This is a genomic window from Streptomyces sp. NBC_00224, from assembly GCF_041435195.1.
Lineage (GTDB): Bacteria > Actinomycetota > Actinomycetes > Streptomycetales > Streptomycetaceae > Streptomyces.
In genome coordinates this window covers 1,230,469-1,243,842 of record NZ_CP108106.1, presented here as the reverse complement: position 1 = coordinate 1,243,842, position 13,374 = coordinate 1,230,469, and the positions used below count along the sequence as shown (strand labels likewise).

General features: G+C 72.5%; 14 protein-coding genes. 7 read left to right on the top strand and 7 right to left on the bottom strand.

The window, feature by feature from the left end:
* Window positions 1–66: 66 nt before the first annotated feature.
* The gene (locus tag OG965_RS05425) at window positions 67–1,254 is read right to left on the bottom strand and encodes a GDSL-type esterase/lipase family protein (RefSeq protein WP_371649665.1); all 1,188 of its coding nucleotides are present in this window, start codon (window positions 1,252–1,254) and stop codon (window positions 67–69) included.
* 86 nt (window positions 1,255–1,340) lie between these two features.
* A complete protein-coding gene (locus OG965_RS05420; RefSeq protein ID WP_371649663.1) occupies window positions 1,341–1,910 on the bottom strand; it encodes a TetR/AcrR family transcriptional regulator in 570 nt (189 codons plus the stop codon).
* 71 nt (window positions 1,911–1,981) lie between these two features.
* On the opposite strand from OG965_RS05420, the gene OG965_RS05415 reads away from it, so the two are divergent.
* The 7 genes from OG965_RS05415 to OG965_RS05385 all read left to right on the top strand — a co-directional run bounded on the left by OG965_RS05415 (window position 1,982) and on the right by OG965_RS05385 (window position 7,302).
* Entirely contained in the window at window positions 1,982–2,476 is a 495-nt protein-coding gene (locus OG965_RS05415; RefSeq protein WP_371649661.1) for an FBP domain-containing protein, read from the top strand.
* 476 nt (window positions 2,477–2,952) lie between these two features.
* Window positions 2,953–3,531: a bacilysin biosynthesis protein BacA gene (locus OG965_RS05410; RefSeq protein WP_371649659.1), complete on the top strand. Its 579-nt coding sequence runs from the start codon at window positions 2,953–2,955 to the stop codon at window positions 3,529–3,531.
* On the top strand, window positions 3,528–4,796 hold the full coding sequence (locus tag OG965_RS05405) for a DUF6421 family protein (RefSeq protein ID WP_371649657.1): 1,269 nt from the start codon (window positions 3,528–3,530) through the stop codon (window positions 4,794–4,796). The genes OG965_RS05410 and OG965_RS05405 overlap by 4 nt, the downstream gene beginning before the upstream one ends.
* Window positions 4,797–4,828: 32 nt before the next feature.
* Window positions 4,829–5,302 (top strand): nuclear transport factor 2 family protein, encoded by a 474-nt coding sequence (locus tag OG965_RS05400; protein WP_371649655.1) that lies wholly within the window; start codon window positions 4,829–4,831, stop codon window positions 5,300–5,302.
* A complete protein-coding gene (locus tag OG965_RS05395) occupies window positions 5,299–6,261 on the top strand; it encodes a branched-chain amino acid transaminase (protein ID WP_371649653.1) in 963 nt (320 codons plus the stop codon). Before OG965_RS05400 ends, OG965_RS05395 begins: the two co-directional genes overlap by 4 nt.
* Window positions 6,258–6,962, top strand: a complete 705-nt coding sequence (locus tag OG965_RS05390) for an AzlC family ABC transporter permease (RefSeq protein ID WP_371649651.1) — start codon at window positions 6,258–6,260, stop codon at window positions 6,960–6,962. The genes OG965_RS05395 and OG965_RS05390 overlap by 4 nt, the downstream gene beginning before the upstream one ends.
* Before the next feature lie 22 nt (window positions 6,963–6,984).
* The gene (locus OG965_RS05385; RefSeq protein ID WP_371649649.1) at window positions 6,985–7,302 is read left to right on the top strand and encodes an AzlD domain-containing protein; all 318 of its coding nucleotides are present in this window, start codon (window positions 6,985–6,987) and stop codon (window positions 7,300–7,302) included.
* On the opposite strand, the gene OG965_RS05380 is transcribed toward OG965_RS05385, so the two are convergent.
* The 5 genes from OG965_RS05380 to OG965_RS05360 form a co-directional block, all read right to left on the bottom strand.
* Entirely contained in the window at window positions 7,274–10,564 is a 3,291-nt protein-coding gene (locus tag OG965_RS05380) for a BTAD domain-containing putative transcriptional regulator (RefSeq protein WP_371649647.1), read from the bottom strand. The genes OG965_RS05385 and OG965_RS05380 overlap by 29 nt on opposite strands.
* A 70-nt stretch (window positions 10,565–10,634) precedes the next feature.
* Window positions 10,635–10,955 (bottom strand): nuclear transport factor 2 family protein, encoded by a 321-nt coding sequence (locus OG965_RS05375; protein ID WP_371649645.1) that lies wholly within the window; start codon window positions 10,953–10,955, stop codon window positions 10,635–10,637.
* Window positions 10,956–10,996: 41 nt separating this feature from the next.
* Window positions 10,997–11,422 (bottom strand): nuclear transport factor 2 family protein, encoded by a 426-nt coding sequence (locus tag OG965_RS05370; RefSeq protein WP_371649643.1) that lies wholly within the window; start codon window positions 11,420–11,422, stop codon window positions 10,997–10,999.
* Window positions 11,423–11,557: 135 nt separating this feature from the next.
* Entirely contained in the window at window positions 11,558–12,289 is a 732-nt protein-coding gene (locus OG965_RS05365) for a hypothetical protein (protein WP_371649641.1), read from the bottom strand.
* Window positions 12,290–12,661: 372 nt separating this feature from the next.
* Complete coding sequence (locus OG965_RS05360; protein ID WP_371649639.1) at window positions 12,662–13,288, bottom strand: TIGR00645 family protein; 627 nt, start codon at window positions 13,286–13,288, stop codon at window positions 12,662–12,664.
* Window positions 13,289–13,374: the final 86 nt, after the last annotated feature.

Genomic DNA, 13,374 nt, shown 5'->3' with positions numbered 1-13,374 from the left:
CCCTGACTCGGCCCGAAGGCTCCCCTGAGGAGTCGTCAGGGGCTACGTCGGATGGGGTGTCCGTTCTCAGACGCGCACACCGCTCCCGAAGGCCCCGTCGGCGGCGAACGCCAGCCCGGCGAAGCGCTCGCCGATGTGGCGGTGGGTGGCCGCGTCCGGGTGGAGCTGGTCGGGCAGCGGGAGTCGGGCGGCCTCGGCCTCGCCGTACAGGGCGCGGCCGTCGAGGTAGTGCAGGTTCCGGTCCTCGGCGGCCCGCTGCTCCACGATCCTGGCCAGCTCGTCCCGGATGACGCGCAGGGTCAGCTTCCCGCTCGCGCGTTCTGCGGGGTCGCCCGTGGCCATGAACCGCAGGCGACCGGCGCTGAGGGCGGTGGTGTCCAGGGCGCAGGGGCCGGGTGTGTCCTCGTGGATGGGGCACAGGATGGGCGAGACGACCAGCAGGGGTGCGTCGGGGTGGCCTTCGCGGATGGTGTCCAGGAAGCCGTGGACGGCCGGGGTGAAGGCGCGCAGGCGCATCAGGTCGGTGTTGACCACATTGAGGCCGATCTTGACGCTGATCAAGTCGGCCGGGGTGTCCCGCAGGGCGCGGGCGGTGAACGGGTCGAGCAGGGCGCTGCCGCCCAGGCCCAGGTTGATCAGCTCGGCACCGCCGAGGGAGGCGGCGAGCGCGGGCCAGGTGGTCGAGGGGCCGGCGGCGTCGGAGCCGTGGCTGATCGAACTGCCGTGGTGCAGCCACACCTTGCGGCCCCGGTCCGGTGCGGGGGCTATGGGGGCGTCGGTGCGCAGGGCGACGAGCTCGGTGGTCTCGTTGTGCGGCAGCCAGATCTCGATGTCCTTGGGGGCGTCGGGCAGGCCGGTGAAGCGGAGGGTGTCGGGCTGCCCGGGCCGGTTCTCGACGGAGCCGGTGCTCATGTCGATGGTCAGGGTGTTGCCGCCCGCCGCACTGGCCTGCCCGGCCAGGACGCCGTCGACGACCAGGTCGTACACGCCGTCCGGACGCGCGGGGACGCCCACGTAGACCCGCTTGGTGGGCAGGGTGTCCAGCTCGATCGCGGTGGCGCGGGTACGGAAGACCAGCCGTACGCCGGAGGGCTGGGACTCGGCCATGGCCAGCTGCCCGTCCGTGTTCTGGGCGCGGGCCCGGGCGGGGAGCCGGTGCGGGAGCACGCCGTGCTCGGTGCGCTCCACGTCGAGGGCGCCGCGCAGGAGGTCGGCGGTGATGGGTGTGGTGATCCAGTCGTGCTGGGTGTGCATGGTCCCTACTCGGTCTTCGGAGTGGCTGGGCCGGTCGGTTGGGGAATGCGCCGCTCGGGCGGTCCGCGGCTGGGTACGGGGCGGGGTCACTGCGCGGGCCAGTTCCGCAGCAGGGCGTCCAGGGCGTCCAGGATCCGCGTCCAGGTCTGCTGTGTGTCGGGGGCGCTGTGGCTGAAGCCCCCGCCGAGTTCGAGGGTGATGTAGCCGTGGAAGACGCTGCCGAGCAGCCGGACCGCGTGCGTCTGGTCGGGCTCGCTCAGGTCGTAGCCGCGCAGGATCGCCCGTGTCATCTGGGCGTGTCTGCCGCCCGCGCTGGCGGCCGCCGCTTCCGGGGTGAGCCTCAGCTGGGCCGCGGCGTAGCGGCCGGGGTGTTCGCGCGCGTAGTCGCGGTAGACGTTCGCCAGAGCGGCCAGGGCGTCCTTGCCCGCTCGCCCGGCCAGCGCGGCGGCGCCCCGGTCGGCGAGCTCTTCCAGGGCGAGGAGGGCGATCCGCGTCTTGAGGTCCTGGGAGTTCTTGACGTGCGAGTACAGGCTCGCGACCTTCACGTCGAACTGCCGGGCGAGCGCCGAGACGGTCACCTGCTCGAAGCCGACCTCGTCGGCCAGTTCCGCCCCGGCCCGGGTCAGGCGTTCCGTGCTCAGCCCTACGCGTCCCATCGTCTCCCTCTCGCTCGCCTGCAACGATTATGCGTTTGCCTAACACCTTTAGGCAAACTAGCCTCACCTATATGAAGCAGCTGACTGAAAAAGAGATCCGTGCCGCGTTCGTGAACTGCACCAAGGGCGAGGCCAAGCGCCTGTCCGTGCCGCGTGACCTGGCCGACCACCCCTGGGACGACCTGGACTACTTCGGTTGGCGAGATCCCCAGGCCCCGGGCCGGGCCTACCTGGTCACCGAGCTGGAGGGCACCATCAGGGCCCTCGTGCTGCGGAGCCCCGGGCACACCTCCGGGCAGGCCCGCCGCAGCATGTGCTCGATATGCCTGACGACCCACGACGGCGGCGTCTCCCTGATGGTCGCGCCGAAGGCGGGCAAGGCGGGACAGCAGGGGAACTCGGTGGGCATCTATGTCTGCAGCGACCTCGCGTGTTCGCTGTACGTACGGGGCAAGCGGGACGTGGGCGCCGGAGCGCGGCTCCACGAGACGATCACTCTGGAGGAGAAGATCCAGCGGACCGTGGCGAACCTCGCCGCGTTCGCCGCCAAGGTGACGGCGGTCTGACCGGCGGGCGGTGCGATCAGGCCGCCCGCAGGGGCCGGAACGTACGGCGGCACCGTGAACTCCCCTCGGGCGCTGCCCCGGACAACGCGTCACGGTGAGTGCGGGGCCGGGGCGCTCCGTCGGCTTCAGGCCGCCCCGGATGGGGCTGACGGCGTCCGGGGCGCGCGTGTTGCGTCGGTGTGTGCCTTCGGGCGGCACGCGGAATGACGCGATGCGTACGGCAATCGACCGGGTGAGCGGAGGAAAGGGGCGCGATTGTCACCCGCCCCGACGGCATTTGTCGCCGGATTTCCGGAACGTTCAACGGGCGGAAGTGGCCACAGTGTGGGAAATCAATCGGTGCGCGTTCGACGCGGTGGCCGCCGTCGGGCGGGGCCGCTTAGGATCACCGACGCGGACCGTGCACCGACGCGCAGCCCGCGTGTTGCCCGAGGGCAACAGGAGAATCGCGGGGGAAGCATGGGGGAGTGGGAATAGTGACGCGGGAGCGAGCGTGCGTCAATTCTTTATCGCCTTCGCCCATCGGCGAGATACGGCATCTGCACACCCTGGGCCCGACCGGCACCAACCTGGAGGCCGCGGCCCACGAGTGGTTCCGGCGGCAAGGGCTGGGGAGCGAGGGTCGGGTGACCCTGCACGCGACCCTCGAATACGCGATGGAGACCGTGCCCAGAAACGGTGAGCACGCGCTGGTCGCCTGTGCCGTCTATCCGGAGCTGCACACGCTGGTCTTCGGCAACCTGCGGGTTTGCCGCATGGTGGACTCCTTCGTGTGGCCCACCCACGAGATGGTGCTCGCCGTCGCGCCGGGCGGGCGCACCGAGCCGCGTACCGTGGCCACCCACCCGGCGCCGGCCGGCCTCGTACCACCGGCGAGCGAACGGCAGTTGGTGACCAGCAACGCGCAGGCGGCCATCGACTGCGCCGACGGCAAGACCGAGGGCTGCGTCACCACGGTCGTCGCGGCGAAGGCCCACGGCCTGCGGGTCGTGCGCAGCTTCGGCGAGGTGCCGATGGTCTACACGGTGCACCACCTGCGGGAGGCCGCTCCGTGACCGGAACGCCCGGCCCCCGGCGCCCCCAGGACGAGATGCTCGGCGAGGTGGAACGGCTCGGCCGGGGGCTCCTGCCGCGGATCGACGCCTTCCGCGCCCGCCAGCGCGACGACGGCACGGTCCCGGAGCCGGGCGAGGAGGACCGGCGAAGCCTCCTGGCCATCAAGGACGAGGCCGTGCGCTGGTTCGCCGGGCACGGCAGGGCGGGCCAGGCCGACGCGCTGGCCGCCGACATCGACGGCTGGCTGGCCGCCGGACTCGACACGCCACCGCACTTCGCCCGCTGCCGCGACGCCCTGACCGCCCCGGCCGACGGCGACTGGGCGGCGTTCCTCGCCCCCGTACAGACCACCAACAGCGTCCCGCCGGTCGGCAGGCGGCTGGAGTTCTTCCTCGTCCGCCGCAAGGAGCCCGACGCGCTGCCCGAGCTGGCCGACCGCTATCCGCACCCCAAGAACAACTGCCAGGCCACCGTGCTGCTCGCCGGAAGCGAAGGGCTGACGAAGGGCAACTGCATCGTCTTCTTCCCGGAGAACGTCGCGGCCCACGACAAGGTGGCCGAACAGGGTTACGCCATCTTCTTCTTCAGTAAATTCCGCAGGATCCACGAGACGTACGCGGTGCCGTCCGCGCGGTCCGTGCTCACCCCGGATTCCGTACCGCGCGCCTCGACCGGAATGGACCCGGAGGTCTGTTATCAGGCGCGTTCCCTCTGGGGTTATCTGCACGACTACTTCCACCACCAGGGGCAGTGGCCGCTCGACCGGCACATCAAACTCAAGATGAACTGGTTCATCGGCCTGCTGGAAGAGCTGAAGGTCGACGCGAAGACCGTGCTCGCCTGCCACGACGACGCCGTTCCGTACGCCGACGAACAGATAGCCATGATCCTTCTGGAGCGGATGTTCCGCTATCCGCTCGACGCCCGCGCGGTCCGCAACTTCGACGCGGGCACCGGGGTGTTCCTCTACTCGTGGCTGCGCGAACGCCGTGCCCTCGCCGACCACGGCGGGCGGCTCTCGCTGTCCTACGACCGGGTCCTCGACGGACTGCGTGAACTGGTGGACACGATAGAGGCCATGGAAGCCGCGGTCACCACGCCCGAGGAGTACCGCGCGGCGGCCAGGGCACTGGTACGAACGCAGCTGCGTGAAGGCGCCGAGGGCGACCGCTACGCGTTCACGGACGATCAGCGGACGCTCGTGCGCGCACGGGGCCGACTGGCGTCCCTGCCACCCCTGCACTTCGCGCCGGCCGAGGTGTGAGCAAGCCATCGAGAGCTGAGGAGACGAGCGACATGGACACCGACGCCACGGGGGACGAGGGCCGCGCGGACGGCCGGGCGCTGGACCGGGCCGCCATGGAGGCCGCGGTGCGGCTGTACTTCGAGGCGTGCAACAAGGTCGACCGCGACCTGTTCGCCCAGTGCCTCTCCGAGCACGTCGTGCACTACCTGGCCGCGGGGATGTCCGGCCCCATCGCGGGCATCGACCCGGTCGTGGAGCGCTGGGGCGCCGATGTACGCGCCAACCACTCCAGCTGGGCCGTGGACGCCGTGTACGCGGACGAGCACAGCCGCACCGCCGTCTGCGAGTGGACCGCCTTCAAGCCGCGCCTGGGCAAGGTGCTGCGCGGAGCGGAGGTCTACCGCTTCGACGACTCGGGCCTGATCGACGAGGTCCGCATCTACTACGCGTCCCGGCGCGACGACACCGTCCCGGTCAACGAACTGGAGGGCTTCCCCTACACGGAACGGGGCTTCGCCACGTGAGCGACGCGAACCACGCGAGCGGTGCGCGGGCTCCCACCTCGCCGCCGCTCGACGACCGGGACGGCTCCATCTGGCTCGACGGACAGCTCGTGCCCTGGCGCGAGGCCCGGCTGCACGTCCTCAGCCACGGGCTGCACTACGGCGGCAGCGTCTTCGAGGGCGAGCGCGTCTACGGCGGCCGGGTCTTCAAACTCCACGAACACAGCCTCCGCCTGGTCGCCTCGGCCCGCGAGATGGGCTTCGCACTGCCCTGGAACGCCGAGGAACTGGACGCCGCCACCCGCGAGGTCGTGGCCGTCGCGGGCCTCACCGAGGGCTATGTCCGCCCGGTCGCCTGGCGCGGCAGCGACAGCCTGCGCCTGGTCGCGCCGGGCACCTCGGTCCATGTGGCGATCGCGGCCTGGCCCTGGCCGCAGGTCTTCGCCTCCGGGCCGCGCGGGATCCGGCTGCGCACCTCGCGCTGGCGGCGCCCCGCACCCGACACCGCGCCGGTCCGCGCCAAGACCGCGGCCCTGTACGCCCTCGGCTCCCTCGCCGGGCAGGAGGCGGAGGAGGCGGGCCGCGACGACGCGCTGCTCCTCGACCACCAGGGCCGCCTCGCCGAGGCGACCGGCGCCAATCTGTTCCTGGTGATCGACGGCGCCCTGCACACCCCGCCGCCGGAGTGCGTACTGGACGGCATCACCCGCCGTACCGTCATCGCGCTCGCCCACGAGCTCGGCCTGAAGGTCGTCGAGCGGCACCTGGACCCGGCCGAACTGGCCCGCGCCGACGAGGTGTTCCTGACCGGCACGGCGTACGAGGTCCAGCCGGTCACCGCCGTCGATGCCTTGGAGTACCCGGTCGGCGCCGTGACGAGCGCGCTGGTGCGGGCGTACGCGCGTGCCGTGCGGGGCGAGGCGGCCCGCCCGGCCCCGACGAGCGAGGCCGCCCCGGCCGTAGCGAGCGAGAGCGGATGACCGGTACCGAATCCGAGCCCACCCGTCCGGCCTCGCCCACCGGGCGGCGCGAGGCCTGGGCCGCGGGCGCCAGAGCGGCGGTGCCGTTCACCGTGGCGATCTTCGCGTTCGGCATCTCCTTCGGCGTCCTCGCCAAGGGCGCGGGCTTCGGCGCGCTCGGCGCGACCTCGATGTCCGGCCTGGTCTTCGTGGGCTCCTCGCAGTTCGCCGCCGTCTCCGTGATCGTCAACGGCGGCGGCTGGGCGGCCGCGGCCGTCGCGGGCACCCTGCTGAACCTGCGCTACCTGGTGATGGGCTTCGCCATCCTGCCCGCGCTGCGCGGCGGCCGGGCCCGCCGCGCCGTCGAGTCCCAGCTGGTCATCGAGGAGTCCTGGGCCATCGCGAGCGACGCGGACGGACGCTTCGACCGGATACGCCTGCTCTCCTCGGGCGTGGTGCTGTGGCTCGGCTGGGTCCTGGGCACGCTGCTGGGGGCGATCGGACCCTTCAAGGCGGTGGACGTCCTCAACTACGGTCTGGACGCCGTCTCGCCGGTCCTGTTCTTCCTTCTCCTCGCGCCCCACCTGGGCACCGCCCGCAAGCGGACGGCCGCCGCCACCGCGGCCGTGTGCGCCGCGGCCCTCACCGCGGCCGGGCTCCCCGACACGGCCATCGCCGTGGCCTGTCTTATCGCCGTCGTATGGACGGCGAAGCCCCGATGACCCGCTCAGTGAAGGGGGCCCGTTGAGCAACGACCCGTGGATCGTCGTCGGCGCCCTGGTGGTGACCACGTTCCTCATCAAAGGCGCTGGTTCGCTGTTGATGGGCGACCGTGAACTGCCCGGCTGGTTCCCCCGGTTCGTGGAGTACCTGACGCCCGCGCTGCTCGCCGTCCTGGTCGTCACCCAGCTCGTGGGCTCGGCGGGCGCGCACGGCATGACCTTCGACGCCCGGCTCGCCGGGTTCGCGGGGGCCCTGGTCGCGTGGCGACTCAAGGCGCCCGTGCCGCTCGTCGTCCTGGTGGCCGCGGTGATCACCGCGGTGGTACGCGCGATCGGCTGAGCTCGTCGCCCTCGCCCCGCACGGCGGCGGCGACCTCCAGAGCCCGTGCGAGGCCGGGCTCGTGTCCGGCGGCCCGGTGCAGACGCAGGGACCGCTCGACGGCCTGCGCCGCCTTGGTGCGGTGGCCCAGCGCCAGGTGCACCCGGGCGAGTTCGGTCCGCGCCTCGGCCTCGACGAGCCGGAGCCCGGCCTGCCCCGCGGTGCTCAGCGCCCGCCGGCTGTACGCGAGGGCCTCGCGGTTCTCGCCCAGGTGCCGGTGCGCGGCGGCCAGGCCCACGCAGGCCGCCGCGTCCGCCCGGAGACAGCCCGTCGCCCGGGCCGCCTCCAGGGCGCGGTGGTGGTGGTCCAGGGCGCCGGGCGCGTCATCCAGGTGCAGCAGCACGGTGCCGATGGTGTTGAGCGCGTCTGGCTCGACCAGACGGCGGTGCGTGCGGTGGGTGATGCTGAGGGCGTCCATCGCGTACTTGAGCGCGAGCCGGGGATCGCCGCTGTCGCGGCACACCGCCGCGAGGGCGTTGAGCGCGCCCTCCGCCGCGTACGTGGACAGCAGTCTGCCGTGGGCGGCCAGGGCCCGGGTGAGCAGGCGCTGTGCCTCCTCCAGGGCGCCCAGCGCGTGGTGGAGGGCGCCGAGCCCCCACAGGGACAGCATCACGGTGTGCTCGTCGCCCGACGCCTCGGCACGCTCCCGCGCCTCGGTGAAGTACGGCCGCGCCGCGTCCAGTTGGCCCCGGTCCAGGCGGACGGAGCCGAGCAGGAACAGCGCCCACGCCTCCCCGGCGGGCTCCCCGCCGTCGCGGTAGAGGGCCAGGGTGTGCTCGGCGTGGCGCAGGGCCTGGTCGAGGGCGCCCAGTTCGCGGTGCGAGGCGGCGAGCCCGAGCACGGCACCGGCCCGCTCCACGGGCAGCCCGGCCCGCGCGAACAGGGAGTCGGCGCGGGCGCTGTGCCGCAGCGCCTCGTCGTGGCGGGCCAGTTCCCACAGTACGTAACACAGGCTCCAGTGCATCACCGCGCGCGCGTGGTCGTCGTGCTCGGCCTCGGCGGCGCGCAGCCCGGTCTCCGCGGCGCGCAGCCAGTCGGTGCGCTGGCCGTGTTCCATCAGATGGCCGTGGGTGGCCAGGGCGGACTTCCAGGCGAACGGGCGCGGCCCGTGGCCCAGGGCGTGCTGTGCGCAGGCCAGCAGGGCGGCCCGCTCGTCCTCCAGCCAGGAGGACGCGGCGGGCGGGCCGCTGAAGGTCAGGGGCGCGGTGGGGGAGCCGTCCGGCTCGGGCGGGGCGGCGGCGTACCAGGAGTAGAAGGTTCCGTAGAGCAGATGGCCGGCTTGCTCGGCGGTCCCCAGGTACCAGGTCAGCAGCCGGTCGACGGCCTCCTCGCGTACGGCGGCGGTGTCCTCCGCACGGGCTCGTTCGCGGGCGAACAGGCGGACCAGGGCGTGCAGATGGAAGCGGCCGGGCCGGTGCGTCTCCAGCAGGCTGCGGGAGACCAGCTGGTCGAGGAGCCGGGCCGTGGCGTTCAGCGGGGCCCCGGCCAGCGCGGCGACGGCCGGGGTGGAGACCTCGGCGCCGGGGGTGAGGGCGAGCAGCCGCAGCAGCTGCTGCTCCGGCGCGGGCAGGGAGCGGTAGGACAGGGCGAGGGCGCTGCGCACGCCGGTGTGCTGCTCCTGGTCGAGCGCGAGGTCGTCCAGGCGGTCGTCGCCGCGCAGGGTGCGCACGACCTCCGCGAGGGGCAGGTGCTGGTCGCCGATGAGGTGGGCCGCGACGATCCGTACGGCCAGCGGCAGGCCGCCGCACAGCCGGACGGCTTCGGCGGCGGCCTCGGGCTCGCCGCGTACGCGGTCGGCGCCGATGACGCGGGCGAGCAGCGCGAGCGCCTCCTCGTCGTTGAAGACGGCCACGCTCACCCGGTGGGCGTCGTGGAACGCGGTCAGGCCCCGCAGGTCGTTGCGGCTGGTGACGACGACGAAGCAGGTCGGTGAGCCGGGCAGCAGCGGGCGCACCTGTTCGAGACCGGCCGCGTCGTCGAGCAGGATCAGCATCCGCTTGCCCGCGAGCAGCGAGCGGTACAGGGCGGCCTTCTCGTCGGTGTTCTCCGGCAGGTGCCCGGCGCCGACCCCGAGGGCCCGCAGGAGCTGGCCAAGGGCGTCGTCGGCCGTGGTCGGGGGCTCGTCGGCGTGGCCGCGCAGGTTCGCGTAGAGCTGCCCGTCGGGGAAGCGGTCGGCGGCCCGGTGCATCCAGTGCACGGCGAGCGCGGTCTTGCCGACGCCCGCCATACCGGAGAGCGAGGAGATCACCAGCGTCTGTCCCGGGCCCGTGGCGTACTGGGAAAGCAGCGCGTCGAGCTCCCGCAGATAGCCGGTCCGGCCCGTGAAACTCCCTACGTCGGGCGGCAGTTGGCGGGGGACCGGGAGCGCGGACGGCGGGGGAGCGGGCTCGGGGACGGGCTCGGCGGCGAGGCCGGGGTCGCCCACGAGGACGCGCTGGTGGAGCTCCTTGAGCGGGCGGCCCGGCTCGATGCCCACCTCGTCGTCGAGGAGCTGGTAGTAGTCGCGGTAGGAGGCGAGCGCGTCGGCCTGGCGACCCGAGCGGTACAGCGCCAGCATGAGCTGGCAGCGCAGCCGCTCGCGCAGCGGGAACTCGGCCACCAGCGTGGTCAGTTCCGGCACCGACTCCTCGAAGCGGCCCAGCTCGACGAGCGCGTCCAGACGGTCCTCCCGGGCCACCAGACGCAGCTCTTCGAGGCGGTCGGCCTCGGCCAGCGCGAAGCTGCGGTCGCTGACGCCTTCGAGCGCGGGCCCGGTCCACAGGGCCAGCGCCCGGTCGAGGAGGGTGACCGCGGCGCGGGCGTCGTCGTCGGCCGCGGCCTTGCGGGCCTGGTCGGTCAGGTGCACGAAGTGCAGGGCGTCGACCTGTTCGTCGGCCACCTGAAGGGTGTAGCTGGTGTTGCTGCGGGCGCCCGCGCTGAGCAGGAGCTCGAAGCCGGAGGTGGCGCGCCGCCCCGGTTCCAGGATGCGCCGCAGATGCATGACGTGGGTGCGCAGGGCGCTGACCGCGCCGTCCGGGGCGTCGCCCTCCCACAGGAGTTCGGAGAGCCGGGAGGTGCTGACCGGACGGCCCCGGGCGAGTGCGAGGGCCGCGAGGAGTGCGCGCTGCTGCGGCCCCAGGCCGATGTGACGGCCCCGGACCTCCACACTCACCGGGCCCAGGAGGCGGATCCGTACCGATTCCTTCGGTGCCGGTTCCGCCCCGGGCCCCGAGGTGCGGCTCACACCATTGCCTCTGCTTCCCCTGTTCCCGCTGCCCGTTCTGCGTACCTCTGTCTCGTCCGGCGTAGAACGCTCAGCCGGGGCCGGTGACGAATCCCCGGATGACCGGGCCGGAGACGGAGAACTCCCACGCGGTGTCGATGTCCCCCCAGATGTCGTTGTGGAAACGCGCCGTCACCGACAGACCGCCGTGCGACTCCCGTACCACCTCCATCCGGGCGTGGGAGGAGAACAGCTCGCGCTCCACCCAGGCGTCGAGATCGCGTTCGGTACCGACGTCGACCACCGTGGCGTCCTTGGCGAGGACGGTCCACAGGGCCTGCTGGTCCTGGGCGTTGACCGCGTCGACGAAGGCGCGTACGGCCGGGTGGGTGGGCATGCCGGGGGGAGTCATCTGTCGTGCCTCTCTGGGTGCTGGGGACGGCGGGCGGACGCTCAGCTGTCGGTCACGGCCCGGTGGAGGGCATGGGTGTCCTCGAAGAGGTGGTAGCGCACGATCTGCCCGTCCACGACCGTGACATGGGCGGCGAAGGGGGTCACGAGGGGCTTTCCGCTGGCTTTGACGGTGTCCCGGAGATGGCCGATGATCACCCCCTGTTCACCGTCGACCACGATGTGCGTCACCGTGAACTCCTCGGGCTTCAGGTACTCGTGGAGGGTCGTGAAGAACGTCATGACCCCCTCCCGCCCGCTCCGGAGGCCCGACCACGGCACCGCCGAGGATCCCGGAGCGTCGAATTCCGCCGACTCGGCGAAGACCTGCACAGCGCCGTCCAGATCCCGCGCCGAAAGCCGGGCCAGATAGGCGTCGATCGCAGCTCGGGTGGCCTTCGCGGCGCCCTCGGTGGGCTGCGTGGACATCTCACCAACTCCTCGTCCGTGCTGTTCCTCGGTCGTGAGGCTCCAGTGTGGTGCGCCTGTGGCGGCGAGCGTAAGTCGCTCGCCGTTTTCCGGCCATGTGCCCACGGCTCGCCGTGCGCGGGGCGGGGATGCCGATCACCGTGGGGCGGCTGAGCCGGAGTGCGCGCCGGGCAGGTCGGCGGGCGGACGCGGGCCCGGCGGGCGCGCGCCGTCGGCGAGGTGCTGTTGCAGCCGGGCGTGGCGGAATTGATAGGTCGAGCCGACCCTGCGCAGGATGCCGAGGCGGTGGGCGTCCGCGAGGAACGCCTGGAGCCGCCAGGGAAGTCGGCCGTGTACGGCGAACTGGAGGCGGGCGATGGTGTAGTACGGCCAGGCGCAGGTGCCCAGGGCGAGCACCAGCCCGATGACCCCGACGTCGAGGAGGCGGAACGCGGCCACGAGCGCGAGATCGCCGAGCGAGCTGGTGAACCAGATGGTCATCCGCACGCCCGCGTCGGGCAGGACGAACAGAACGGCACAGGCGGCTGCGCCGAGCAGGGTGAGCAGCCGGTCGGAGCGCAGTGTCCCTTCGACGCTCGACTGACCGTCGTCGATGGTGCCGGCGCGGATCCAGCGGAGGAACGCGAGCCCCGCGCCCAGGACGGTACCGATCACCAGCCCGTCGCGCAGGCTGGCCGGGAAGCGCGTCTGTCCGCCGTGGTGCACATAGGCCACGTAGCTGGCGAAGGACAGACCGCAGGAGAGGGCCACGCAGACCACGCTCCCCAGCGCGCGGGGAAGGCGCCGCCGCCGGCCGGCCGTGCTCGGGCGGCCCCGGCCGGGCAGATCCGGCGGGACCGGCAGGCCCGCGGCAAGGACGACCGGCAAACGGGCTCGATGCGGCGAACGCAGTCCCGATGAGGAAGGTCGCCGCCGGGTTCGTGCCGGGAAGGAAGGGCATCAGGGCCGGAGCGTTGGCCATACCGCCGCCGAGTGCCACCGCGGCGGACACGGCGGTCCGTCGCCCCATCGTGCTCAAGGGCGCGGAGAACCGGCTGCTGAGCAGGAACACGGGCACGACGGTGGCGGTCCCGAGCACCGAGGCGGCGGCCGAGACCTGGTCGGGGCTCCACACTGCCCACAGGGACATCAACCCGCCTGCGACCGCGGCGCACAGCACCCATGCCACCACCCAGCGCCCTCGCATACCGACCCAACGCCGAAGCGCCCGGGCCGGTCACGCCCGTCCGCGTCCCCGTCCTAGGGCTCGGAGCCGTCGCTGTCGGATTCGATCGTGGTCGCCGCCGGGGCGGGTCCCTGGGACGGAGTCAGGGAGCGGTCCTGGTGCGGCTGTTGGGGTGGGACGCGGTGTGCCTCGTGTCCCAGCGAGAGGGCTTTCGCCTCCATGGGCCCGGCCATGTAGGCCAGGATGCACGCCGAGACGATGAACGCCATGTGGATCGACGTTCCCCAGATGAGTTCGCGCTGAGGCGTGTCGTGGATGCTGACGAACATCTGCAGCAGGTGGATCGACGAGATGCCGACGATCGCCATGGCGAGTTTGACCTTGAGGACATTGGAGTTGACATGTGACAGCCACTCCGGCTGGTCCTTGTGCCCGTGCAGCCCGATGCGCGAGACGAACGTCTCGTAGCCGCCGACGATCACCATGATCAGGAGGTTGGCGATCATCACGACGTCGACGAGCTTCAGTACGTTGAGCATCACCATGTTCTCGTCCGCGTGCCGGGTGACCACCCCGTGGACCAGGCTGCGGAGTTCGCCGAAGAACTCGTAGACGTACACGGCCTGCGCTACCACGAGCCCGAAGTACAGGGGCGCCTGCAGCCAGCGCGTCGCGAACAGGGCGTACCCCAGGGACGGCACCGTCTCAGCCGCCGCGCCCGGACGCTTGCCCCTGTACCTGCCGCGAGCAACCACAGCCATCCCCCCGACCCCGTCCACACCCTTCG

Coding starts and splice junctions, on each gene's coding strand:
- OG965_RS05425 (WP_371649665.1), bottom strand. CDS start 1,254: ATGCACACCCAGCACGACTGGATCACCACACCCATCACCGCCGACCTC.
- OG965_RS05420 (WP_371649663.1), bottom strand. CDS start 1,910: ATGGGACGCGTAGGGCTGAGCACGGAACGCCTGACCCGGGCCGGGGCG.
- OG965_RS05415 (WP_371649661.1), top strand. CDS start 1,982: ATGAAGCAGCTGACTGAAAAAGAGATCCGTGCCGCGTTCGTGAACTGC.
- OG965_RS05400 (WP_371649655.1), top strand. CDS start 4,829: ATGGACACCGACGCCACGGGGGACGAGGGCCGCGCGGACGGCCGGGCG.
- OG965_RS05390 (WP_371649651.1), top strand. CDS start 6,258: ATGACCGGTACCGAATCCGAGCCCACCCGTCCGGCCTCGCCCACCGGG.
- OG965_RS05375 (WP_371649645.1), bottom strand. CDS start 10,955: ATGACTCCCCCCGGCATGCCCACCCACCCGGCCGTACGCGCCTTCGTC.
- OG965_RS05370 (WP_371649643.1), bottom strand. CDS start 11,422: ATGTCCACGCAGCCCACCGAGGGCGCCGCGAAGGCCACCCGAGCTGCG.